We start from the raw sequence: 24,355 nt of genomic DNA, 5'->3' as shown, positions 1-24,355 counted from the left end.
ATTTATAATTTTGATAACCTGTAATTTTGTCTCGAAATAAAACTTACATTTTTTATCAAAAAAAACATGAAAACCACCGCTATTTTACTGTTTAGTTATTTCTTACTCACTGTTCTATCATGTAAACAAGAGAAAAACTCAGCCCAACATTATCAACAGGAAAACGAACAAGCCAATCATTGGAGCTATTCTGGAGAAACATCGCCAGAACATTGGATTGAGATTGAAAAAAATTCGGATTGTGGTGGCGAATATCAATCACCTATCAATATTATTCATAAAGATGTCGATTCCGTTGCTTCAAAAAACGATTTAGAAATACAATACACTCCAACTACGCTCATCAGCAAGGTTGAGAATAATGGGCATTCTATCCAGTTTGATTTTGAAGCTGGTGATTCCATCAGCTATAAAAACAAAACTTATTTCCTCAAGCAAATACATTTTCATGAACCCTCAGAGCATAAAATAAATGGTGTAACCTACCCCATTGAAATGCATTTGGTACATGTTAACAAAGCGGGAGAAATAACAGTGATAGGGCTTTTGGGTGAAGAAGGCGATGAAAGCCAACTATTCGAGTTTTTTGAAAGCTTTTTACCACTAGAAATTGGAGCAAGGAAAGACATTCATCAAAAGATTGATTTATCGGAACTGTTCTTAAAAGACAAACATTTTTATTCCTATTATGGCTCTCTTACCACACCACCATGTTCGGAACATGTTAACTGGGTAGTTTTTAAAGAACCTATTGTGCTATCGGTTGAAGAAGTGCTGAAACTGAAAAATAACATGCCCATAAATAACTACCGTAATGAGCAGCCTTTAAATGGCAGAGTGGTTCGTTTGAATTATTAATTGAAATTAAGTTTTACTTTAAGTAAGCCAAAACATTCGCCTCTATGCGTTGTTGAATATCACTAACATCAGCCTTCACAAAAGTTTCGCCCGTAATATTTTCGTAAAGTTCAATATAACGTTCACTTACGCTTTCAATGTATTCATCACTCATAAACGGTACCGTTTGCCCTTCCAGACCTTGAAAATTATTACTTATGAGCCATTGGCGAACAAACTCTTTTGAAAGTTGTTTTTGCGGCTCGCCATTTTGTTGACGTTCTTCATAGCCTTCGGCATAAAAATAGCGTGAGGAATCTGGTGTATGTATTTCGTCAATCAACACAATTTTTCCGTCTTTGGTTTTCCCAAATTCATATTTGGTATCGACTAAAATCAACCCTCGTGAAGCAGCTATTTCAGTTCCTCTTTGGAATAGTTTACGAGTATAATCTTCTAAAACTAAGTAATCTTCTTCTGAAACGATGCCGCGTTTTAAAATGTCTTCTCTGGAAATATCTTCATCATGGTCGCCCATTTCGGCTTTGGTTGCCGGTGTAATTATGGGGTCTGGGAAGGCATCATTTTCTTTCATACCCTCAGGCATAGAAACACCACAAAGCATGCGTTTACCTAACTTATACTCACGTGCCGCATGACCAGACATGTAACCTCGAATAACCATTTCAACCTTAAATGGCTCACAAAGATGTCCTACAGCAACATTAGGGTCTGGTGTGGCCGTTAACCAATTGGGCACTAAATCTTGGGTTGCATCCATCATTTTAGTAGCAATCTGGTTAAGTATTTGTCCTTTATACGGAATACCTTTGGGCATCACCACGTCAAATGCAGAAAGCCTATCGGTGGCTATCATAACCAATTGCTCATCGTTAATATTATAAACTTCCCTTACTTTTCCTTTATAAACATTTTTTTGTCCAGGAAAATTAAAATTGGTGTCTATTATTGTATTACTCATTATGCTTTGCTTTTGGCTTTTCGCTGTTGGCTTTTAGCCCTTTTTAATTGTATATTTTATATTGACCTAGTAAGCCCTAGCCCAGATTGAGGCATTGTTGAAGCCCTTTTTGTGTTGTTGCACATATGCAACACAAAAAAGCGACTGCCGAAAGCTGGAAATAGCTTCTAAAAATTTATTCTCTATTTTCAATGCTTTTATAAGCTTCAATAACCTTTTTAACCAGTTTATGCCGAATCACATCTTTATCATCTAAAAATATCATCCCAACACCTTCAACATTCTTTAAAATTAACAATGCTTCTTTGAGCCCTGAAATGGTTCTGCGCGGTAAATCAATCTGCCCAGGGTCGCCTGTTAATAAAAACTTGGCATGTTTCCCCATTCGGGTTAAAAACATTTTCATTTGTGCGTGGGTGGTATTTTGGCCTTCATCTAAAATTACAAAAGCATTATCCAATGTTCGTCCACGCATAAAGGCTAACGGCGCAATTTGTATGGTGCCATTTTCAATATAATGTGCTAATTTTTCTGGAGCAATCATATCACGCAACGCATCGTATAGTGGTTGCATATATGGATCTAATTTTTCTTTTAAATCACCTGGAAGGAATCCTAAATTTTCGCCTGCCTCAACTGCTGGACGCGTTAAGATAATTCGCTTTACTTCTTTATTTTTAAGAGCTTGAACGGCCAATGCCACACCGGTATAGGTTTTACCAGTACCCGCTGGACCAATGGCAAAAACCATGTCGTTTTCTCTAACCAATTCTACCAATTTGCGTTGGTTGGCCGTTTGAGCCTTTATCAATCTTCCCCCTACGCCATGAACGATTACTTCACCACTTTGCTTAGAAGTTGTATAGTCGTCGCTACTTTGGCTGGTTAGTACACGCTCAATAGAGTTTTCGTCTAATTTGTTGTATTTGCTGTAATGCTTAAAAAGCATCGTCATTCGGCGGTCAAACTCTTCCAATAGTTCTTCATCTCCAAAGGCTTTTATCTTGTTGCCACGTGCTACTATTTTTAGCTTAGGAAAGTACTTTTTAATAAGTTCAATATTGGCATTTTGCGCTCCAAAAAATTCTTTTGGAGTAATTTCTTCAAGTTCAAGAATGATTTCGTTCAAAGGCTTATAATTATTTTTTTAAAAATTCCGTTTGATTAAATGGGAATTTATATCTAATCAGACAAAATGATTTCTTAGTTTTGTAATTGGCTATTAAAACTCAAAAATACATAAATTTGGGTAAGCTTTTACTAAAAACATATCAACAATTTTGCCCATGGCAATCATTACATTAACAACCGATTTTGGAGAAAAAGACCACTTTACTGGGGCTACCAAAGGTGCTATTTACAGCGAGCTGTCTGATGTAAAAATTGTTGATATCTCGCATCGTGTATCGCCTTTTAACATTCCCGAGGCCGCTTACATTATCCAAAACGCATATAATAGCTTCCCAAAGGGTACTATTCATATTATTGGTATTGATTCAGAATTAAATCCTGAAAACAAACACATAGCCATTAAGCTTGATGACCATTATTTTATATGTGCCAACAATGGGATTATGAGCATGATTTGTTCTGAAATTGCCCCGCAAAAAATTGTTGAAATAAACATACACGACAGAATACAGAGTAGTTTTCCGGTGTTGGATGTATTTGTAAAAGTGGCTTGTCATATTGCTCGTGGCGGAACATTGGATGTTATTGGTAAAAACATTACTGAAATAAAGCCTATCAAAAACATAAAACCTTATGTAAATGACGATAAAACGCAGATTGTCGGTAGTGTTATTTACATTGATAATTACGGAAATGTAATCACTAATATAAAACGAAGCTTTTTTGAAACTATACAAAAAGGAAGGAAGTTTGAAATCTCGGCACGCAACTATACCTTTAAAAAAGTATATGAAAAATATAGCGATATCGTAAATTTCGAAATTGCAGAACACAAAAGGCAAGATGAAGGGCGTAAATTGGTTGTCTTTAATTCTGGAGGTTTTTTAGAAATTGCCGTTTACAAAAGCAATAATAACACTGTAGGCAGTGCATCAACGCTTTTAGGATTAAGGTTAATGGATGCGGTAAGCATAAACTTCATTGCTTCTTCAGTAATCCCAAAGGGTATTGAAATATCAAAAGGAGTACCAAATACCACCAATTATTAATTAAAAAAATAATTTATGCTAGTTAGGATAGTAAAAATGGGGTTTTATAAACAGAACATTGAGGTTTTCCTTGATAATTTTCATAATACAAAACATGAAATTCGTGGTTTTGAAGGCTGCTCATACCTAGAGCTGTACAGAGATGAGGCCAACCCTAGTGTCTTTTTTACTTACAGTTATTGGGAGTCTGAAGAAGCCTTGGAAAAGTACCGAAAATCGGAATTGTTTAAAAGGGTTTGGGGCAAGGTAAAGCCTCTTTTCAGTATTCGTCCAGAAGCATGGAGTGTCGAAAAAATTGAAACCCTAAATTAATGTTTTGCAAAGTACTTGGACGCTTTGTGAAACAAAATGATAACTTTGTGGTAAAAGCAAAATACTAGTAATGTTCGCCATACTTAAAAAGGAAATAAATTCATTTTTCGCCTCCCCCATTGGATATTTAGTTATAGGTATCTTTTTAATTTTAAACGGGATATTCCTGTGGTTGTTTAAAGGGGATTTTAACATCCTTAATTATGGGTTTGCAGATTTATCGTCTTTCTTTCTTTTATCGCCTTGGATTTTGCTGTTTCTTATTCCAGCGGTGACCATGCGCTGTTTTTCCGATGAAAAAAAACAGGGTACTTTAGAGCTTTTGCTTACCAAACCTATATCGCCTTTCCATATTGTTTTAGGAAAATATTTTGGTGCTTTTATTTTAATTGTAATTGCCCTAGTTCCCACACTACTTTATGTTTATACGATTTACCAATTGGGTAACCCTGTTGAAAATCTTGATATGGCCAGCACATGGGGTTCTTACTTTGGTTTGTTGTTTTTTGTGGCGGCGTACACGGCCATTGGGGTATTTGCTTCTACCCTGTCAGACAACCAAATTGTAGCGTTTATTATTGCCGTTTTTATCTGTTTTATTTTTTATATCGGTTTTGAGGGCATGGCCGATTTTGTTTCAAGTGATTTTATTGAGAAATTGGGTATGAATGCCCATTACAAAAGCATGAGCCGTGGTGTTTTAGACACTCGTGATATAGTATATTTTTTGAGCATCACACTTTTCTTTTTAATATTAACCAAGTTAAAATTAGATAACGAGCGCAAATGATCGTAACTTTTACTTTTGTTATTTTATTGGCTATTGTTTTTGTTTTAGTTTGGTTGTTTGTAAACACCATAGACAAACGTAAATGGCTCACGTTTTTGGTTAGTTTAGTTTTAGCTCCATTGGTTTATTTTTATGTTTTTTATCCATTATTGAATATTTTTAGCAGTTACCACCACCAGAAACATTTTGACGGGGAAGCTTGGAAAGAAATACCTGCACTGCGTTACGAAATGAGTAATGAGATTTTGAACGACAGTATTTTTATAGGAAAAACTAAAGCTGAAGTGACGCAATTATTAGGAAAAAGTGAATGGTACGGATGGGATGAATCACAAAAAGCCAACTCGCCCGAAAACTGGAATTACAACCTAGGCATTAAACCAGGAGCGTTTAATAACATGCAAGAGTGTCTCGAACTGAAATTCGATAAAAACAAAGTGGAAACCGTTAGATTATATCAATTAGAAAGAACCTTTGAATAAACTTATAAAACATATTATTTTACTGATTGTGGCATTGATTGCCATTAACTTTTTAAGTAGTAAGATTTACCAACGGTTTGATTTTACTGCGGATAAACGTTATACCTTAAGCGAATCGGCTATTGGTATTGTAAAAGATATTGAATCGCCCATAGTAGTTGATGTTTTTCTGGAAGGTGATGATTTTCCTTCTGAATTTAGACGACTTCAAAAGGAAACCCAACAATTACTTGAGGAATTTCAGTCTGAAAATGACAATGTTCAATTTAATTTCATCAATCCTCTTTTAGATGAATCCACAAGAGACCGAAACATCCAACAGCTTACACAGCGTGGTTTAACACCCATGCAGCTTAATGTTCAAGAAAGTGGCAAGTCCTCTCAAGCAGTTATTTTCCCATGGGCGTTGGCTAGTTATAATGGGCAAACGGTTACTATCCCTCTGGTTAAAAATAAAATTGGAGCCTCTCAACAGGAACTGGTGACTAATTCCATTCAGCATTTGGAATATGCTTTTGCCGACGGGTTTAGCAAGCTTACCAAGCCTAAACGTAAAAAAATTGCCATTTTAAAAGGCAACCAGCAGCTTGAAGATAAGCACATTGCCGATTTTGTAAAAAAACTGGGCGAATACTACTTTATTGCACCTTTCACCTTAGACAGTGTAGCTAATAATCCGCAAAAAACACTAAATGACATTGAATCGTATGATTTAATTATTTCAGCAAAACCTACTAAAGCATTCACTGAAAAAGAAAAATTGGTGTTAGATCAATATACCATGAATGGTGGCAAGAGCCTTTGGCTAATTGATGCCATTATTATGGAAAAAGATAGTCTTTACAACGCCTCTGGGAAAAACTATGCGGTAACCCGAGATTTAAACCTTACCGATTTTTTCTTTAAATACGGGTTGCGCATCAATCCCGTTATGGTCAGTTCGTTATACTCGGCCCCCATTACATTGGCTATGGGTAGTGGTAGTGACTCCCAGTTTCAACACCTAAAATGGCCTTACTCACCTTTGGCGGGCACCAGTAGTAATCATCCTATTGTCAACAATTTGAATTTGGTTAAATTCGATTTTGCCAATCAAATTGACACATTAAAAAACAATATAAAAAAGACTATTCTTTTAGAATCTGCCCCAGTAACAAAATTAGAAGGCGCGCCACGTGAGGTAAGTTTAGATATTGTTACCAAAGTGCAAAATCCGCAATTATTCAACCAAGGCAACCAAACTTTATCCGTTTTGCTTGAAGGCGAGTTTAATTCGGTCTACAGTAATCGCATAAAACCCTTCAATCTTTCAGAAGAAAAAAATAAAAGCACCTCCACAAAAATGATTGTTATTGCCGATGGCGATCTGATAAAAAACGATGTGGTTAGAAATGTTCCCCAAGAATTGGGCTTCGACAGATGGACGGGACATACCTATGGCAACAAAGAATTTTTACTGAATGCCGTAAATTACCTTTTAGACGACAACGGACTTATAAACATTCGCTCAAAAGAAATTGCTGTAGCATTTTTAAACCAACAAAAAATAGCCGACCAAAAAACAAAGTGGCAGCTTATAAACATTGTACTTCCGATAATTTTATTAAGTGTTTTCGGTTTTGTGTTCAACTACCTACGAAAGAAAAAATACGGCGCCTAAATGTTAATAAGTTTGTTTCGAAATAAACATGGTTTCGAATATATTTGTAAGTAGTATAATTTCAATTTTAACTAAGCCTGTTAGGTGAAATAGAATGGGTTTTAATGTCGTTTCATTAAAATAATCTCGACTAAAATTTGTTTCCCCTAACCATTGAAAAACATAAAAACTTCAGATGAAATTTATAGTATCAAGTACTTATTTATTAAAGCAATTACAAATTTTAGGGGGCGTAATAAACAGTTCTAATACCTTACCGATTTTAGACAATTTTCTTTTTGAATTAAATGGAAATCAACTTACCGTTTCGGCAAGTGATTTAGAAACCACCATGTCTTCTAGCCTTGATGTTGAAAGCGATAGCGAAGGAAGCGTTGCGATACCTGCTCGCTTGCTACTCGATACTTTAAAAACATTTCCTGAACAACCTTTAACCTTTGTTATTGAAGATAACAATACTGTTGAAATTAGTTCTAACCATGGTAAATATGCCTTGGCTTACGCCGATGGAAACGAATTCCCTAAAGCTGTAGCGCTTGAAGACCCAAGTAAAACTATAGTTACCGGTGATGTTTTGGCAACAGCCATTAGCAAAACCATTTTTGCTGCGGGTAATGACGATTTGCGCCCGGTAATGAGCGGCGTCTTTTTTCAATTTTCAACTGAAGGTTTAACCTTTGTAGCAACCGATGCGCATAAATTGGTAAAATATACCAGACAAGATATAGCGGCAAATCAGGTGGCCGAATTCATTATGCCTAAAAAACCATTAAATTTATTAAAAGGTATTTTAGCTGCTAGCGAAGATGATGTAACAATTGAGTATAACGATTCTAACGCGAAATTTACCTTTGAAAATTCAGAATTAATCTGCCGATTGATTGATGGAAAATACCCCAACTACGAAGCGGTAATTCCAAAGGAGAATCCAAATAAATTGGTTATTGATAGAAATCAATTTTTAAACTCTGTAAGACGTGTTAGTATTTTCTCTAACAAAACCACACACCAAATACGATTAAAAATTGCAGGTGCCGAATTGAACATTTCTGCTGAAGATATTGATTACAGCAATAAAGCGGAAGAGCGTTTAACTTGTGATTATCAAGGTGACGACATGCAAATTGGATTTAACTCACGCTTTTTAACGGAAATGTTAAATAATTTAAATGCTGACGAGGTGCAATTAGAAATGAGTATGCCAAACAGAGCAGGCATTTTAACACCCGTTGACGGCCTAGATGAAGGCGAGCAAGTTACCATGCTAGTTATGCCTGTAATGCTCAATAATTAAGTTTACCCTTAAAACCACTAAACTAAGCTAAATAAATCGTTGCTTCGGCAACAAACTAAAAACGCCCACCAATTTGGTGGGCGTTTTGTTTTATCTCATTCTAACAAAACTAACTAATAAAATTAAGAGATAAAGGATATGTTGGGTTTTCTCCGTGGCTCGCTTTTATGGCATTTATTATTGGAAATACAAATGACAGTATTCCTAAAGCAATAAGGTCAAAAATACCCACCAATACAAATATTAAAGGAATACATATTATACTATAAACTAGCATGCTCAACTGGAAATTGACAATATGTTTTCCCTGTTCATCCATGTTATAAACATTTTCCTTTTGCGTTGACCATATTATTAAAGGGACAATTAGCCCTCCAAATCCGGTTAAAAAAGTGAGCAACTGGGTTAAATGCGTAATTACTAAAAGTTGATTATCCTGTCTCATGGCGGTTATATTTTGATTGACACATATATGACGTATGGCAGCTAAAAATGTTACAACTAAATATAAACTCAATAAATACCATAATTATTCAACCTTATTTAACAAGGCAATAAAACGTGGTTCATTGTGTAGTGACTTAAACTTTATATCTTGTTTCAATCCCCAAAAAAACAATCCTTGACCTCCAAATTCATAATCTATTTCTAGATATTTTAAAGCGTTATTTTTATCACCAAGCCCCATATAGATAGTGGCAATCATATAAGCCGGCACATAAACCGTTTTATTTTTATTTAATTGATATTCTAAAATTTCTTTGGCCTTATCATCCTCTCCTATCATACCATAACAATACCCTAGCATCCAATTAGTGTGCGATGCCACGCTTCTAGACGTAAAAAGTTCAATTGCTTCTTTATATTTACCTAATGCAGAGAGATTTGATGCTTTCATCCATATTAGCATATTATCATCAGGATATTTCTTTAAAAATTTACTTGTAAGATTTATAGCTTTTTGAAACTCATTTAAGTAGTAATAAGCCTGTCCCATATCTCCAACATATTTTGTTGATAAAGGATCTAACTTTAAAACTTGATTGAAATTTTCTTCCATTAATTTCAAATTATTTTCAAATGTATATATCCATCCTAACTTATTATAGGCACCTACATAACTGGGGTTTAGTTCTATTGCCTTTTTTAAATATCTTAATGCGCTCTCCTTTTCATATTTATAATAACATATAGCCCCCAGGGCTCCAAAAGTACCACCATCATTAGAATTAATTGCCAAAGCTGTTAAAGCAGGAACGCTAGCCTTTTCTAACATCTTTTTAGGAGACTCTCTTCCCCAAAAAATATACTCGAGATAAGTTTCTGCCAAACCCACATGGGCCCTACAAAACTCAGAATCATACTCAATAGCTTTTTTAAATAAATTTTCAGCCTTTTTTAACTCTTCTACTTTACCCCCTCCCCTATGAAAATACATTTGTGCTTCTTTAAATGCTTTATAGGCTTCAGCATTTTTAGTTGGTTCATTATCTATTCTAAGCACTTCGCTCTCACTTAAAGTAATTTGTAATGCCTTAGCTATATCCCTAGATACATTACTCTGAATTTTAAAAATCTCCACTAACGCATTATCATAATTATCAGCCCATAAATTTTTATTGTTTGCCGCATCAACAAGGTTGGCATTTATTCGAACTTTGTTATTATTAACGCGCACACTTCCTTCTAACACATAATTAACATCTAATTCTTTGGCTATTTGTTTTAATTTCTTTTTGGTATTCTTATAATGCATTGCAGAAGCCCTAGAAATAACTTGTAAATTCTGAATTTTGGAAAGATGTGTTATAATATCTTCGGTGATTCCATCTGTAAAAATATTAGATTCATCATCGTTATTCATGTTCGCAAAGGGCAATACTGCTAACGTGGGTTCTTTACCCAGACTACTTACATTAGACGTTTGGAACATATATAAAACAAGCCCTAAAATTATTATTACCAATACCCCAAGCACATAAAGACTCCTTTTTTTATAGTACTCAAACTCCTTTAGGTCCAAAGGTTTTGTTTTGCCTTTTAATTGTGATTTTTCAGGAACTATTAGATTACCATTAGTTATGGCATAAATTGGAATAACCCTATTTACATTCTTAAATTCTACCGCATCAATAAATTGTGTTTTTAATCCGTTCTTGTTTCTTAGCTGATCATTAACTCTATCGGATACCAAAATACTACCTACAACACCAAGAGACTCTATTCTTGAAGCTACATTAACCGCATCACCAATAATATCTTCGTTAGATTGAATAATATCCCCCACATGTATACCAATGCGTACTGGTATTTTTGGTTCATCTGAAAATGCCTTTTGTAATTCAATAGCGCATTCAACGGCTTCAACTGCACTCTTGAAAACACTTAGCGTACCATCACCAAAATATTGAACAATTTTTCCATTATATGCTTCTGTAGTTATTTCAAAAGCAGTTCTATGCCGTGTTCTAATTGAAACAGCTTCTTCCTCATCTTTCTGCATTAAAGAAGTATACCCTTCAATATCAGTAAACATGATTGCAGCTAATTGCCTACTTCTTGACATTTTGGTTTTTATGTTAGGTATACTAATTTAATCAATTATTGTTAAACATTGAATTGCAAACTAATAGTCCTTCCAAATTATTACAAATAATTAATATCTTTAACATTAATTACCAAACCAAAACGATTCAAAAAAGTGGCAGAAAACCTTAATTATTTTTTATCTAAAATCCCTTTTTTTTCCGAGGTTTCTAAAAGCTCATTGCAGCATTTGGGCAAAAACTTGATTGAAGAAACTTATGTTAAAAATGAAGTGATTTTCAAGAAGAATACCATTGGGAATTCCATGTATGCCGTATTTAAAGGTTCGGTGAAAGTACATGATAAAGATCACATTTATGATAAGCTAACCAAAGGCGATTGCTTTGGTGAATACGCATTAATTGATAATGAAACACGCTCAGCTTCAGTTACTGCTTTAGAAAGCACTAAAGTTTTAAAAATTGAACGTGAGCAATTCTTAGAATTAATTAAATCAGATATAGGCTTTACCAAGGGTATTTTGTCGGTTATGATAAAACGCCATCGAGAATTAGATACCATTCAAGAAAGTTTGGCATCTTCAAAACTGGAAATCGAAGCAGCCAACAGCAAATTAAGCGGTCTAATTAATGGAGCAATGGATGCCATTATCATGTTTGGCAATGATTTTAGGATTGTGCTGACCAACCCTTCGGCCAACAAACTGTTGGAAAACGATGATGTACTGCAACGAAATATTTTATTTTTCTTTGATGACGACAGTGCAAATTTAATTGAAGGAATTGTCAATGATGAAAACAATGCTAAATCAATTAACAAATACTTACCAAAAATCATTAAGGTTATAGGATCCAATGATACTGAAACTTTGAACGAGGGCACATTAAGTAAATATGGTGAAGGCAACAAAACCTTTTACACACTCATTTTAAGGAACATTGAAGACCGCCTAAAAGCTGAAAATAAAATTAATTTACTTACTAAACAGACCGAATATTTAGCCGAAGAAATAAAAGAACTAACCAGTAGCTATGGAATAATTGCTGAAGATAAAAGCATGAAAAACGCCTTAAACCTCATTAAGCAAGTAGCCAAAACAGACGCTACGGTATTAATTCATGGTGAAACCGGAACAGGTAAAGAGTTATTTGCAAGAGCTATTCATAAAGAAAGTAATAGAAATGATAAACCTTTAATTAAGATTAACTGTGGCGCCATTCCAGTTAATCTTATTGAAAGTGAATTGTTTGGCCATAAAAAAGGCGCATTTACAGGGGCAACTGCTGATAGAAAAGGACGTTTTTTACTTGCTGATAAAGGCACTATTTTATTAGATGAAATTGGTGAAATGCCATTAGAACTGCAACCCAAATTATTAAGGGTAATTCAAGAAGGTGAATTTGACCCTGTTGGAAGTTCTGAAACCATTAAGGTAGATGTTAGAATTATTGCGGCTTCACATAGAAACCTTTTTGAATTTTCAAAAGAAGGCAAGTTTAGAGAAGATTTGTATTATCGCCTAAACGTATTCCCTATTGAAGTTCCTGCACTAAGAGATAGAGGTGATGATATTTGTTTAATAGCTGAGGAAATGATACAGCAATTTTCAAAAAAATTAAATAAAACATTTGTCAAATTAACTGATAATGACAAAGCTTTATTAAGTAGTTATGAATGGCCTGGAAATGTTAGAGAACTTCAAAACTTAATTGAACGCGCCGTTATTATATCTCAAAATGGAACAATCAATTGGCAAGCTATTATTCCAAATAGTTCTAATTCAATTGACTTTCAAAAAGATACTCCTCTAGATAAGATTCTAACATCAAAAGATTTAATTGCTTTAGAAAAAGAGAATATTTTGAAGGCGTTAAGACAAACCAAATGGAAAATTTCTGGTACAAATGGTGCTGCGGTTTTATTGAAACTCCCTCCTACTACGCTTGCATCAAAAATTAAAGCTTTAGGAATTGAACGTCCAATTTAAAAATATTTAAAAATGGTTATTGACGTTTACAAACACTTTCTAAAACATCCTCGATACAACAAGCTAGTTGGCAATGATTTTTTATTGGTTGAATATAAATGCCCTCTAGAAGTTGAAAATTTTAAGTTATGGACAGACACACCCTTTATCACCTATGTTATTAGTGGACGTAAAGACTGGACGTCATTAGATAAAACATATACCATTGAAAAAGGAGAAGCTCTATTTATAAATAAGGGTGTTTACAATACCAAGCAATATTTTGAAGTAGATTATTGCGTCATGCTATTTTTTATAACAGTTGATTTTATCAGACGATTTGTTAATAATCATAAAGACCTATTACATTCTAAAGAATCAGAAATTTTAAATAGCCCAATTTTCAAGATAGATGTTGGCGATACTTTAAACTCTTTATTCTTATCGGTTTTTAATTATATGAATCAGGGTGATAACATTCCTAAGGAATTAGTAGAGATGAAATTTAATGAGCTCCTGTTTAACATAACTTTAAACCCTGCCAATAAAAATTTGGTTAAATTTTTCAAATCCTTACTTAGCACCGAAAGAACATCACTTAATGATATCATGATGAAAAACTTTCATTGCGATTTAAAACTTGAAGAATTTGCCCGTTTATATGGTAAAAGCCTTTCTTCCTTTAAAAGAGATTTTAAAAATCATTATAAAGAAACTCCAAGAAAATGGCTCAATAAAAAACGCCTGGAATATGCCAAAACCTTACTTGAAAATCCTGAGTTAAATATCAACGATGTTTGTTTTGAAAGTGGTTTTAAAAACACTTCACATTTTAATAGTAGTTTTAAAAGTATGTTTAACCTTCCACCAAACCAGTATAGAAAACTACACCAAAACCCATAAATCTTTTGATTTTTTAGCACTTTTTAGCTTTTGAACTTTTTAGAAATAAAATTGAACTTTAGAGAAAATTTGAAACTATAGAGGTGATATACTTTTGTCTCATAATAATTAAACACATGTATTATGAGAACATTAATTTTATCAATAGTATGCGTTTTTACCTTAAATGGAATTACAGCACAAGAAAACGACCTAGCACTTTTAGATTATAATTCAATTGAAACTAAAAGTATTGAACAGCATGTAAATTATACAACTTCTGCTACACCAAACTTTACTTACTTAAGAGCATTGCCATCCAATCAATCTTCTAATATAGTTGAAGAATGGAGAGAACGATTAGCTAATTATAATCTAAAAAACACTTCTGTTTTTGATGATTCTGAAAAGGCAACATATCGTGTGGCTTTTAAAAACAAGCAAGTTCATATTGTTGCAGATTATGATAGTAATCGTAAAATATTATCTACTAAGGAAACTTATAAGAACATAAATATTCCTTTAATATTGAGAGTAAAAATAGCCAAAGCGTATCCTGGTTGGTCATTTTCAAAAAGTACCTTCCATTTAAACTACAGTTACAAAGAGGGTATTTATTATCAATATTACCGTATCCAAATTAGTAATGGTAAAGAAAAAAAAATCCTGAAGGTTAACAAAGATTTTTATACGATATAAACTTAAGCCCTAGTAGCCAAAACTAACGAAATCTCATTAAAAATATAACGAAATATCGTAAATAAATGAAATATAGTAGCTCAAAATCAATACACGAAACCATTTAATAACCACATAATCAGTCATTTAAAAACAATGGCACGCCATTAGCTTAATATCAACCAAACAATAATGTTTAACAATTTAAATTTAAAAAAAATGATTACAACAGCAAATGTAAAGAACGGAGTAAATGTAGACCAATTAGTCGAAACAATCGGTCACATTCAAGAACAACCAGAATTAGCAAAATTCGAGTTCAGAGCAAAAAACAATTGGATTGATGGTGGACATTGTGTGTCCAGCATAAAAGGATTCTACGGTGCAGGCCAAGAAGATAGCTCTCGTGAAGAAACGTTCACTATGGAATGTAGCCACCCTCATGTTTTACTAGGAAAAGATGAAGCTGCAACACCACCAGAAGTGGTATTGCACGCATTAAGTTCTTGTTTAACTGGAGCCATGGTTTATCATGCAGCTGCAAACGGTATTGACATTGAAGGCGCAGAATCTACAATTAAAGGTAATGCCGATTTACACGGTTTTCTAGGATTAGATCCTGAAGTAAGAACCGGTTTTAATGGTATCACCATGCAATTGAAAGTTAAATCGGATGCCACTGCCGATCAGTTAGAAAATCTAGCTAAATTTTCACCAGTATTCGATATGATTACAAACCCAACCCCTGTTAAAATAGAAATTATAAAAGGGTAACAAACAATTAAAAAAATGGCTACTTAATTTTTTAGTAGCCATTTTTTTCTTTTCCTTTTCAACACCATAAAAATGAAATCCGCTATCCATAACATATTAAATGCCAATCAGGCCGTAGCTCAAATAGCTTATAAAACCAACGAGGTGTTTCCTATTTATCCTATTACACCAGCCTCAGAAATGAGTGAACTGGTAGAACAATGGAGTGCCGAAAACAAACCGAACGGATTTGGATACACCCCTTCTGTTTTTCAAATGCAAAGCGAATCTGGAGTAGCCGGGGCCATGCATGGTGCCCTGCAAACTGGAACACTGTCATCAACATTTACGGCGTCACAAGGTTTATTGCTTATGCTACCGAATATGTATAAAATAGCCGCAGAACTTATCCCAAACGTTATTCATGTAGCAACACGAAGTATAGCCACACATGCCCTTTCTGTTTTTGGAGACCACAGCGATATTATGGCTGTGCGCCAATCTGGTTATGCCATGTTAGCAAGTGCCTCTGTGCAGGAATCCCATGATTTTGCTTTAATTTCTCAAGCCGCTTCTTTAGAGTCCAAAATACCATTTGTTCACTTTTTTGACGGATTTAGAACTTCGCATGAAATCAATAAAATTCACGTAATTGACGATGCTACTATTCTTTCACTAATTGACCAAAATGAAATCCAAAAGCACAAAAAACGTGCTTTAAATCCCAACAGCCCTGTTTTAAGAGGAACATCCCAAGGAGCAGATGTATTTTTCCAAAGCCGGGAAGCGATTAATTCATTCTATAAATTATGTCCAGATATTGTACAAAATAAAATGGATTTGTTTGGCCGTCTTACCTACAGAAAGTATAAGCTTTTTGATTATGTTGGTCATCCCATGGCAGAACAGGTTATAATTTCAATGGCCTCATCTACCGAAACTATCGAAGCCACAATCAATCAACTAAACTTAGAAGGTGAGAAATATGGTTTAATAAAAGTGAGGCTGTTTCGACCTTTTAGCACAAAACATCTTATTGCAGCATTACCAAAATCAGTAAAAGGAATTTCTGTTTTAGATAGAACAAAAGAACCGGGAAGCACTGGGGAACCCTTATATTTAGATGTACTTCAATCTATTTTGGACGCTCTTCAAAATAGAAAAATTTCGCATTTTCCTAAAGTTGTTGGAGGCCGTTATGGCCTATCTTCAAAAGAATTCACGCCATCCATGGTGCAAGCCGTTTTCAACAACCTAAAACAAGAGCAACCGAAAAACAACTTTACAATTGGCATTAACGACGACGTAACAAATTTAAGTTTGGACTATTCTGAAACTATCCCCATAATAATTAATCAATACCAAGCCATATTTTATCAAGAAAAAAACAAACCGGCTACAGAAAGTTTTACAAATACTTTAAAACGAATAGGAACAAAAGAAAACGTCTTTGTTCAAGGTTATATTGAATGCGATTATAAGAAATCCAACAGCTATAATGTGGCGCATTTACGCATCGATTCCAAACAAATAAAAGCACCATATTTAATAGAACAAGCCGATTTTATAGGTTGCCAACATGCCCACTTCGCTCAAAACACTGATGTAATTAAAAAACTTAAATCGAGAGGCATACTCTTGGTTAATACTTCTCAAACATCAAAAGCATTTTGGCAATCACTATCGGTTAATACACAAAATTTAATTACAAAGAAAAACATACAGCTTTTGATTGTAAACATAGATGAAATAAAAACAATTAGCGTTCATAACAACATAGATATTTCAGAGTTCCATGCGTGTTTTTTAGCTATAAAAAAAGACATGTTTTTTGATGATATCCAAATTAATTTTAACGAATTTATTTATAAAGTTGACACAACAATTATTAACAAAGAAGAATTAATTCATGTCGGCTTTAATGATATTTACAGCTCATCACTTTTGGAGCACCTTTTAAACAACAAAGGCAATGATGTGCCGGTTAGCCTACTACCAAAAGATGGTACTTATCCAACTGACACCTCAAAATATGCTTCTATTAAAAATAACAATTACACCCCTAATTGGAATACCAATTTATGTACTCAATGTGGTGCGTGCAGTATGGCCTGTCCACAGGCGGCACTAAGAATTAAAGTTTTTGAAGACAGATACTTAGAAGCTTCACCAGAAAACTTTAAGTATATAGTTTCTGAAGATTTTGATTTGATGAATTACACCATCCAAACCAATCCTGAGCAATGTAATGGCTGCAACAACTGCATAGATGCCTGTCCTGCTAAGGCATTAATAATGGTTGGTAAAACCGAAACATTAACTTTGGAAAAAGAAAACTGGCATTTCTTTGAATCACTTCCGGAATTTAAAAGGACCAATATTAACGTCAACAAAGTGAGCCAGCAACAATTACAAGAACCTTTATTTAAATATTCAAGTGGTGTTGAAGGTTGTGGTGAAGCACCCTATTTAAAACTGTTATCACAATTATTTGGAAACAGATTACTCATGGCCAATGCAACTGGCGCAAGTTCTATTTTTGGAGGTGCTTTACCTACAACGCCTTGGTCCAAAAACGCAAAAGGACAAGGTCCTGCATGGTCAAACTCATTGTTTGAAGACAATGCTGAATTTGGTTTGGGATTTAGATTATCACTTGACCATCAAAAAAACCAAGCCAAACAACTTCTTAAAAAACTTATTCCAAATACAGAGGCTGACTTAGCAAATGATATTCTTGAGGCATCGCAACAAAATGAAACTGAAATTGCCCAGCAGCAATCGCGGGTTACAAAACTTAAGGAACAATTATTTAATCTTCACAACCCCGAAGCAAAGCAGCTTTTGGAGATTGCCGACAGTTTAGTCAAAAAAAGTATTTGGATTGTTGGTGGTGATGGTTGGGCATACGATATAGGTTATGGAGGATTGGACCATGCAATTGCTACTGGAAAAAACATTAATATTTTGGTATTAGACAATGAAGTTTACGACAATACAGGCGCACAAGCATCAAAGGCGACGCCGTTTGGTGCAGCAGCAAAATTTTCATATAACGGCATACAAAAACAGAAGAAAGATTTAGGGCTTCTTGCCATGACTTATGAAGATGTTTATGTGGCATCGGTAGCCATTGGAGCCGACCAAGAGCAAACTTTAAAAGCTTTTAATGAAGCTGAAAATTTTGATGGCCCTTCCATAATTATTGCTTATTGTCACAGTGAATCACACGGAATTGACATGAAAAACCCATCACAATACCATAAAGCGGCTGTCAATTCGGGACAATGGTTACTGTATAGAAATAACCCAAAACGTGCTGAAAAACGATTGAACACCTTGCAATTAGATTCTGATGTTCCTTCAATTAAAATTCAGGACTATCTAAAATTAGAAGGTCGTTTTTCAAAATTATTTGAAAAAGACAATGAACAGTTAAGCTCCTTAATTAGGCAAATGCAAAACACAGTAGACAACAGATTTAACAAATATCTGGCCATGGCATCGATAGGTGTTATAAACAGAGCCAAATTAATTCAAGACAATAAAATAAAAAAACAGCTTAAAATAAGTAAGTGATTATTTAGTATTTATAATATTCACCTTATCCCAATCTTCAGACGTTCCTGAAATGGTATATTCTGCAGATTTGGTTACAAAATAGTTCGCCACATAATCTTGTGGGTTTTTGGTTAAAACCTTATCAAAAGCGGCAGATGCCTTTGGAAATTCTTTATTGAAAAAATATTTCAATCCTTTTTCAAAAGTTTTGATTGTTTTTAGTTTTTGCTCCACACTTGTCCTATCATCTCCATCAAAACATTCATAAATGCCTACAGGTTTGCTCTTGCCCTTCACCCTTACTTTTCCTAAATACCTAAAGTTATAATTGTTTTTGTTATCGATGGTATCTAAACTGTCTTCACTAATAATAATATTCGCGCCGTAATACTTGGTGACGCCTTCCATCCGCGAGGCAGTATTCACAGTGTCAGCTATTATTGCGGTATCATTTCTTTTACTATCGCCAATAATTCCCATAACCAGATCCCCTGTATGAAGGCCAATACCAATTGAAATTGGTTTAAAACCTTCTGAAACACGTCTTTTATTATACACTAAAATAGTTTTTTGCATCGCTATTGAAGCCTGTAGTGCATGGCACGCCTTTTCAGGAAATAAAGCCATAATACCATCTCCCAAATATTGATTGACAAATCCGCCATTGTTTTGAATTAAGGGTCCCATTCGGCCTACATAAGCATTCACAAACTTAAAATTTTGCTTCGGCGTCATGGACTCAGAAAGACTGGTGTAATCTCTAACGTCAGCAAACATTACCGTTACTTTCTTTTCAGTAAAATCGCCTAAAACCACATCTGTTATTGCCTCTCTCCCAACTGATTTTAAAAATTCTGATGGCACAAATCGGCTTGTAGCTTTGTGGATTCCATTTAAGTTTAAATGCATTTTAATCCTGCTAAGCAACTCGTTTTTCGAAAATGGTTTGGTTAAATAATCATTGGCTCCTAAATTAAAGCCCGTAACCAAATCGCTTACCCTATTTTTTGCGGTTAGCATTACTATCGGCAACTCACTTGGTGATTTTGTTTTTCTGATAATTTCGCAAACCTCATATCCCGACATGGTTGGCATCATAATATCCAACAGAACCAAATCAAAATCATCATTTTCAATAAGCTCTAAAGCTTCCTTACCATTATTGGCTTCTACAACTTGATAATTCGCAAGGGTTAAATGGTTTTCCAGCACTCGCCTATTTATTGGCTCATCATCGACAATCAATATTTTTATATGCTTTCTATCATTATTTTCTATTGATGAAATAATTTCCTGGTTTTCAGAACTCATTATTTGAACTTGCTCTTCAATTTCCTCAGTCCCTTTTATCCCAATATCCTCACGAGTTTTATCGCTAACGGACAAGGTAAAAGTAAATTTTGACCCTTCCCCAACTTTGGAATGGACTTCAATATTCCCTCCATGAAGTTCTACCAATTGCTTAGTAACCGAAAGCCCCAAACCAGTGCCGCCGTGAGCCCGAATATTTGAGCCATCTAACTGCTCAAAAGATTTAAAAATATCGTCAAATTTATTTTCTGGAATGCCAATTCCCGTATCCGTAATAGAAATAGCCACCTTACCATTTAACTCCTCGGTTTTAATTTCAACTTTTCCTTCCTCTGTAAACTTTATGGCGTTCCCTATTAAATTATAAAGTATTTGTTGCAATCTATTTTCATCAGCCTCTACTAAAACTACATTCTTAGGAATAGCATTGATAAGTTTTATGGATTTTCCATTAACCAATGTCTCTGATACCTTAATCACCAATTTTGAAACCGAATATAAATCAACAGGTTGTAAAGACAGTTTTAGGTCTTTATTTTTAAGTTTTGAAAAATCTAAAATATCGTTAACTAAATTTGACAAGCGTTTACCACTGTTGGCTATCATATCTAAATTTTCTATTGCCCTTGCAGACAACTTACCTGCAGCTCCATCCTTTAGAGATTCCGAAAGTCCAATAATGCCATTAAGCGGCGTGCGCAATTCGTGTGATGTATTTGCCAAAAACTGATCTTTTAATGTATCTATTTTTTCCAATTCCAAAACCCTTTGCTTTTCGTACTCGGTCTTTCTTTGGGCTTCTTCAATTTGTCTTTTTTTCTCTATAGCCTCTATTTTAACACGGTGCTTGAACGTATACCTATTGTACAATAAAAACGACAGTACAATCACTGAAATAGCCAGTGCTATAAGTATATTTCTCAAAGTACCTTGACGCCTTAGCTTTAAATCCTTGATTTCCGCATCTTTTTCCAACGCTAAAATATCGGCCTGTTTCCTTTCTGAATTAAACCTTTCTTGTAATTCCTGAAGCTGTTTCGACTTGGTTTCGTTAAAAACACTATCCTTAACAGCAATAAACTTTTTGTGAAATTCTAGTGCTTGTTTGTGTTGTAACGTTTCCTCATAAAGTTTAGAAAGCCATTTATAAGCATTTTGCAATTCTGCATTAGAGCCCACATCTTCAGCAAAGAACAAAGCGCGTTCTAAATTTTCTTTGGCCCTTATATAGTCTTTAAGCATTAAATAATCTAATCCTACTTGTGTATGAGCGGCCGACAGTTCTCTTTTTTGCTGAAGTTTTTCCCGTATACCTAGAGCCTTTAAATGAACTTGCAAGGCGTCATTATAATTTTCTCGCAGAAAATATACCTCGCCAATAGACTCATAATCGTAAGCCGTACCCCATAGACTATTAACTTGCTTGTCTAGCTCCAGGGCCTTATTTAAATACTTAAGCGCATCATCGTATTTTTTCTGGATTGCATAAGTGGTTCCTATATTGTAATAGCAATTAGCCATATCGGCTTTCGCATCAAGTTTTATAAAGATGTTTAGTGCCTTATTATAATTCACCATAGCCTCATCAAGCCTATCTGATTTTTTCAATATTTCACCAAGACTGTTGAGTATATTAGCAGTACTATACTCGTCATTGTTGGCCTCATAAATCTTAAGTATCTTGTAATAAATTTTTAAGCTTTCGGTATACCTACCTTTATTATCGAATATTACAGCCTTTTGGTATAGTCCATTAGCCAAATCGATTTGGTCGTCTGTCTTATTTGAAAACTCAATATACTCATCAAAATATGCCAAGGCCTCTGTATAGTTTCCCTTCTGCCGTTCTAAAACGCCGTACTGGTATTTAGCCACTGCTATACCCCACTCCAACCGTATCTCTTTGCTTAAATAATAAACACTATCAATATATTTTTCAGCCATTTGTATATTGGACCGGTTGTTCAAATATTCCCAGGAAATATCCTTAAGAACCTGAACTTTTAAGGAGTCGTGCCCTGCCTTTTTTAGTTCAATTTGCAAACTATCAAGCCTAGAGGTTTGGCTAAATATGTTATGAAGACAAAGAAAAAATACTATGGCAATGAAATTGAACTTCATATAAAATTAAGGATTGGTCGATAATTTCATAAAGTTACTAGTTAATATTTAACAATAAAAATTGTTGAACATTATCTGTTTGTCCATAATTCTAAAATTTTTAATCTCAAAAACAGTTTCAGCTATTTTTATGCATAACCAAAAAAGGGACATCTATTTTAAATGCAAAAGTTTCAACAGTGTGCCTTGTAAACAATCGTTCTAAAAAAGAATGCTTTTTACTCATCATAGCGAGCAACTCAACACCATCGTCTTCTATGTAATTATGAACTGCACCAAAAACATCTGCACCTTCAAATTTTATAAATTTGTGCTTGGCCTCTGGAAAATGGGTTTTAAAGAATTCCATGTTTAGGTTTTGTTCAATTACTTTATTTTGGACATCTGAAACATGAAGTACTTTTAGTTTTAAAGAATCACCATGAAGTAAATCAGCTAGGGCCTTTAAATCGCTATTATCAGTAAAGGTTATATTTTTAGTCATAAAGGCTACAGAGCCCAATCCATTGAATTTATAGTCGTTTGGAACTGCCAATACAGGTGCTACACAACGCTGCATAACACGCACTGTGTTGCTGCCAAAAATAACTTTATCTAAACCTGACGCGCCCTTTGTACCCATAATAATCAAGTCGATGTTACGGGTTTCACAAACTTGATTAATAGAATCTATAAAATTATCGTAATCTATTATCGGATGAAATTCATGCCTTTCGTTATCAAATTCTTTCTTTACCCCAACAATGATATTCTGAATAGACTTTTTTGCCGCATCGATTAAGGTTTTATAGATAGTAGCTGATGAATTGACCACCATCATATCATCTGAAATAAAAGAAGATGCCTTTTGAACATTCAAAACATAAAACTGGCAACTTTCCTTTTTCAGCAAATCCAAGGCATAATGAATAGCATTAATGGAGTTTCTGGAAAAATCCGTGGGTAGCAAAACTCTTTTCATATGATTTGAATTTTATTTTCTTGTATTCCAAAAAATTATTTCTAATCAGGAAGCTTAAATTAAAATACAAAAAACTGATTTATACTCAAATATATTGGAGTACTTGAAATAAAACTATGATAAAAATCAGTTGACAAAACCCATCCAAAAACTTACAAAAATCAGCATAATAATTTCAAGCATCCTATTTTTAGGCATAATAAATGATAGTGTAACGTTATGTTTGGGATATTAACCGATTTAACTCAGGTTACATGGAAACTAGCCCTATAAATACATCAAAAGCTACTCTTATACACTTAAAATGTACGGCCATAACCTACAACCAGGTAGATAGTTTTAAAAAAAAAATTAGAGATTTATGCGAGAGTTACGTAAATCAGATAGCAATAACCCCGTGTTTATCCGGTTGCTTATGACTCTATAGCTAATGGACGACGATAACAAAATACCAGTATATGGTAAGAATAAAATACCTGTAAGGAACTGGCGAACTTAAAAATAAATCGGCCACTGGTCTAAAAAACTAAACTCTTTATAAAATGAAAAAGCTATTTACCATTTTTGCTATAATATCCTCGTTTTTGGCCATTTTACTGGCCGTTTTACCTGTTTCAAATTTAGCCATTTTTCCGTCTATCGCAGCCCTTGTTTTTGGAACAGGAGCGTTCTATCTTTCTAAAAGAACGGGGCAGGTAAAAAAAATCATCCAGTTTACCTTTCTATTAACTATATTGGCTTTAACCATTGCTATTTACAAAGCGATTTTCACTGAAATTAAAATTGGCAATACAGAAGGCTTGGAAGCCAAGGAAACCAAACTAGAAGAAACAATTAAAGAGCTAGATGATATTCAATTAGATAAAATTGAAATTAACAAAAGTGGATTGGAAGATATTCTAGCAGAATAGTAAGGTATTTCTCCTTTTTTTATATCTTTGCCGTAGATTTTTATATGAATCTCGCACAATAAAAAGTTTTCCAGCCCCAGAGAATGTTTTGATTGTAAGTTGCATGGGATTAAACCTATTTGAACAC

The 24,355-nt window shown here is 34.2% G+C and carries 19 protein-coding genes; 13 read left to right on the top strand and 6 right to left on the bottom strand.

Annotated elements, in window-relative coordinates:
- Positions 1–66: 66 nt before the first annotated feature.
- Positions 67–858, top strand: a complete 792-nt coding sequence (locus ACIEHO_RS05675) for a carbonic anhydrase (RefSeq protein WP_406969536.1) — start codon at positions 67–69, stop codon at positions 856–858.
- Positions 859–871: 13 nt separating this feature from the next.
- On the opposite strand, the gene ACIEHO_RS05670 is transcribed toward ACIEHO_RS05675, so the two are convergent.
- On the bottom strand, positions 872–1,819 hold the full coding sequence (locus ACIEHO_RS05670) for a phosphoribosylaminoimidazolesuccinocarboxamide synthase (protein WP_406969534.1): 948 nt from the start codon (positions 1,817–1,819) through the stop codon (positions 872–874).
- 175 nt (positions 1,820–1,994) lie between these two features.
- Entirely contained in the window at positions 1,995–2,948 is a 954-nt protein-coding gene (locus tag ACIEHO_RS05665; protein WP_406969532.1) for a PhoH family protein, read from the bottom strand.
- Positions 2,949–3,105: 157 nt separating this feature from the next.
- Between ACIEHO_RS05665 and ACIEHO_RS05660 the strand changes: the two genes are divergently transcribed.
- The 6 genes from ACIEHO_RS05660 to dnaN all read left to right on the top strand — a co-directional run bounded on the left by ACIEHO_RS05660 (position 3,106) and on the right by dnaN (position 8,537).
- Positions 3,106–3,999 carry an SAM hydrolase/SAM-dependent halogenase family protein gene (locus tag ACIEHO_RS05660; RefSeq protein ID WP_406969530.1) on the top strand — a complete coding sequence of 298 codons (894 nt, stop codon included), beginning with the start codon at positions 3,106–3,108 and terminating at the stop codon, positions 3,997–3,999.
- A 15-nt stretch (positions 4,000–4,014) separates the two neighbouring features.
- Complete coding sequence (locus ACIEHO_RS05655; protein ID WP_406969528.1) at positions 4,015–4,311, top strand: putative quinol monooxygenase; 297 nt, start codon at positions 4,015–4,017, stop codon at positions 4,309–4,311.
- Positions 4,312–4,381: 70 nt separating this feature from the next.
- A complete protein-coding gene (gene gldF, locus ACIEHO_RS05650) occupies positions 4,382–5,101 on the top strand; it encodes a gliding motility-associated ABC transporter permease subunit GldF (RefSeq protein ID WP_406969526.1) in 720 nt (239 codons plus the stop codon).
- Positions 5,098–5,583 (top strand): hypothetical protein, encoded by a 486-nt coding sequence (locus tag ACIEHO_RS05645; RefSeq protein ID WP_406969524.1) that lies wholly within the window; start codon positions 5,098–5,100, stop codon positions 5,581–5,583. The genes gldF and ACIEHO_RS05645 overlap by 4 nt, the downstream gene beginning before the upstream one ends.
- Positions 5,576–7,243 (top strand): gliding motility-associated ABC transporter substrate-binding protein GldG, encoded by a 1,668-nt coding sequence (gene gldG, locus ACIEHO_RS05640; protein WP_406969522.1) that lies wholly within the window; start codon positions 5,576–5,578, stop codon positions 7,241–7,243. Before ACIEHO_RS05645 ends, gldG begins: the two co-directional genes overlap by 8 nt.
- Positions 7,244–7,418: 175 nt before the next feature.
- Positions 7,419–8,537 carry a DNA polymerase III subunit beta gene (dnaN, locus tag ACIEHO_RS05635; RefSeq protein ID WP_406969520.1) on the top strand — a complete coding sequence of 373 codons (1,119 nt, stop codon included), beginning with the start codon at positions 7,419–7,421 and terminating at the stop codon, positions 8,535–8,537.
- A 109-nt stretch (positions 8,538–8,646) separates the two neighbouring features.
- On the opposite strand, the gene ACIEHO_RS05630 is transcribed toward dnaN, so the two are convergent.
- Together ACIEHO_RS05630 and ACIEHO_RS05625 are read right to left on the bottom strand one after the other, a co-directional pair.
- Entirely contained in the window at positions 8,647–8,982 is a 336-nt protein-coding gene (locus ACIEHO_RS05630) for a DUF4870 domain-containing protein (RefSeq protein ID WP_406969518.1), read from the bottom strand.
- 84 nt (positions 8,983–9,066) lie between these two features.
- The gene (locus ACIEHO_RS05625; protein ID WP_406969516.1) at positions 9,067–11,103 is read right to left on the bottom strand and encodes a FlgO family outer membrane protein; all 2,037 of its coding nucleotides are present in this window, start codon (positions 11,101–11,103) and stop codon (positions 9,067–9,069) included.
- Positions 11,104–11,238: 135 nt separating this feature from the next.
- Here ACIEHO_RS05625 and ACIEHO_RS05620 point away from each other — a divergent pair, with 135 nt between their 5' ends.
- From ACIEHO_RS05620 to ACIEHO_RS05600, 5 genes are all read left to right on the top strand, one after another.
- Positions 11,239–13,071: a sigma 54-interacting transcriptional regulator gene (locus ACIEHO_RS05620; RefSeq protein ID WP_406969514.1), complete on the top strand. Its 1,833-nt coding sequence runs from the start codon at positions 11,239–11,241 to the stop codon at positions 13,069–13,071.
- A gap of 12 nt (positions 13,072–13,083) precedes the next feature.
- A complete protein-coding gene (locus tag ACIEHO_RS05615) occupies positions 13,084–13,953 on the top strand; it encodes a helix-turn-helix domain-containing protein (RefSeq protein WP_406969512.1) in 870 nt (289 codons plus the stop codon).
- Positions 13,954–14,076: 123 nt separating this feature from the next.
- On the top strand, positions 14,077–14,631 hold the full coding sequence (locus tag ACIEHO_RS05610; RefSeq protein ID WP_406969510.1) for a hypothetical protein: 555 nt from the start codon (positions 14,077–14,079) through the stop codon (positions 14,629–14,631).
- A gap of 198 nt (positions 14,632–14,829) precedes the next feature.
- Positions 14,830–15,384, top strand: a complete 555-nt coding sequence (locus tag ACIEHO_RS05605; protein ID WP_406969508.1) for an OsmC family protein — start codon at positions 14,830–14,832, stop codon at positions 15,382–15,384.
- A 72-nt stretch (positions 15,385–15,456) separates the two neighbouring features.
- Positions 15,457–18,942, top strand: coding sequence for a 4Fe-4S binding protein (locus tag ACIEHO_RS05600; RefSeq protein WP_406969506.1), 3,486 nt, complete (start codon positions 15,457–15,459; stop codon positions 18,940–18,942).
- Here the strand turns inward: ACIEHO_RS05600 and ACIEHO_RS05595 are convergent, their stop codons facing one another.
- Positions 18,943–22,356 (bottom strand): tetratricopeptide repeat protein, encoded by a 3,414-nt coding sequence (locus ACIEHO_RS05595; protein ID WP_406969504.1) that lies wholly within the window; start codon positions 22,354–22,356, stop codon positions 18,943–18,945.
- Between the two features lie 118 nt (positions 22,357–22,474).
- Entirely contained in the window at positions 22,475–23,317 is an 843-nt protein-coding gene (locus ACIEHO_RS05590) for a universal stress protein (RefSeq protein ID WP_406969502.1), read from the bottom strand.
- Between the two features lie 542 nt (positions 23,318–23,859).
- On the opposite strand from ACIEHO_RS05590, the gene ACIEHO_RS05585 reads away from it, so the two are divergent.
- A complete protein-coding gene (locus ACIEHO_RS05585; protein ID WP_406969500.1) occupies positions 23,860–24,228 on the top strand; it encodes an FUSC family protein in 369 nt (122 codons plus the stop codon).
- Positions 24,229–24,355: the final 127 nt, after the last annotated feature.

This window comes from Flavisericum labens, from assembly GCF_045446075.1.
Taxonomy (GTDB): domain Bacteria; phylum Bacteroidota; class Bacteroidia; order Flavobacteriales; family Flavobacteriaceae; genus Flavisericum; species Flavisericum labens.
This window is presented reverse-complemented; position numbering and strand designations above follow the sequence as displayed.

Bases quoted from the DNA above. Each gene is read 5' to 3' on its own strand.
- ACIEHO_RS05675 (WP_406969536.1), top strand. From the start codon at position 67: ATGAAAACCACCGCTATTTTACTGTTTAGTTATTTCTTACTCACTGTT.
- ACIEHO_RS05670 (WP_406969534.1), bottom strand. From the start codon at position 1,819: ATGAGTAATACAATAATAGACACCAATTTTAATTTTCCTGGACAAAAA.
- ACIEHO_RS05660 (WP_406969530.1), top strand. From the start codon at position 3,106: ATGGCAATCATTACATTAACAACCGATTTTGGAGAAAAAGACCACTTT.
- ACIEHO_RS05655 (WP_406969528.1), top strand. From the start codon at position 4,015: ATGCTAGTTAGGATAGTAAAAATGGGGTTTTATAAACAGAACATTGAG.
- gldF (WP_406969526.1), top strand. From the start codon at position 4,382: ATGTTCGCCATACTTAAAAAGGAAATAAATTCATTTTTCGCCTCCCCC.
- ACIEHO_RS05645 (WP_406969524.1), top strand. From the start codon at position 5,098: ATGATCGTAACTTTTACTTTTGTTATTTTATTGGCTATTGTTTTTGTT.
- dnaN (WP_406969520.1), top strand. From the start codon at position 7,419: ATGAAATTTATAGTATCAAGTACTTATTTATTAAAGCAATTACAAATT.
- ACIEHO_RS05630 (WP_406969518.1), bottom strand. From the start codon at position 8,982: ATGAGACAGGATAATCAACTTTTAGTAATTACGCATTTAACCCAGTTG.
- ACIEHO_RS05625 (WP_406969516.1), bottom strand. From the start codon at position 11,103: ATGTCAAGAAGTAGGCAATTAGCTGCAATCATGTTTACTGATATTGAA.
- ACIEHO_RS05615 (WP_406969512.1), top strand. From the start codon at position 13,084: ATGGTTATTGACGTTTACAAACACTTTCTAAAACATCCTCGATACAAC.
- ACIEHO_RS05610 (WP_406969510.1), top strand. From the start codon at position 14,077: ATGAGAACATTAATTTTATCAATAGTATGCGTTTTTACCTTAAATGGA.
- ACIEHO_RS05605 (WP_406969508.1), top strand. From the start codon at position 14,830: ATGATTACAACAGCAAATGTAAAGAACGGAGTAAATGTAGACCAATTA.
- ACIEHO_RS05600 (WP_406969506.1), top strand. From the start codon at position 15,457: ATGAAATCCGCTATCCATAACATATTAAATGCCAATCAGGCCGTAGCT.
- ACIEHO_RS05595 (WP_406969504.1), bottom strand. From the start codon at position 22,356: ATGAAGTTCAATTTCATTGCCATAGTATTTTTTCTTTGTCTTCATAAC.
- ACIEHO_RS05590 (WP_406969502.1), bottom strand. From the start codon at position 23,317: ATGAAAAGAGTTTTGCTACCCACGGATTTTTCCAGAAACTCCATTAAT.
- ACIEHO_RS05585 (WP_406969500.1), top strand. From the start codon at position 23,860: ATGAAAAAGCTATTTACCATTTTTGCTATAATATCCTCGTTTTTGGCC.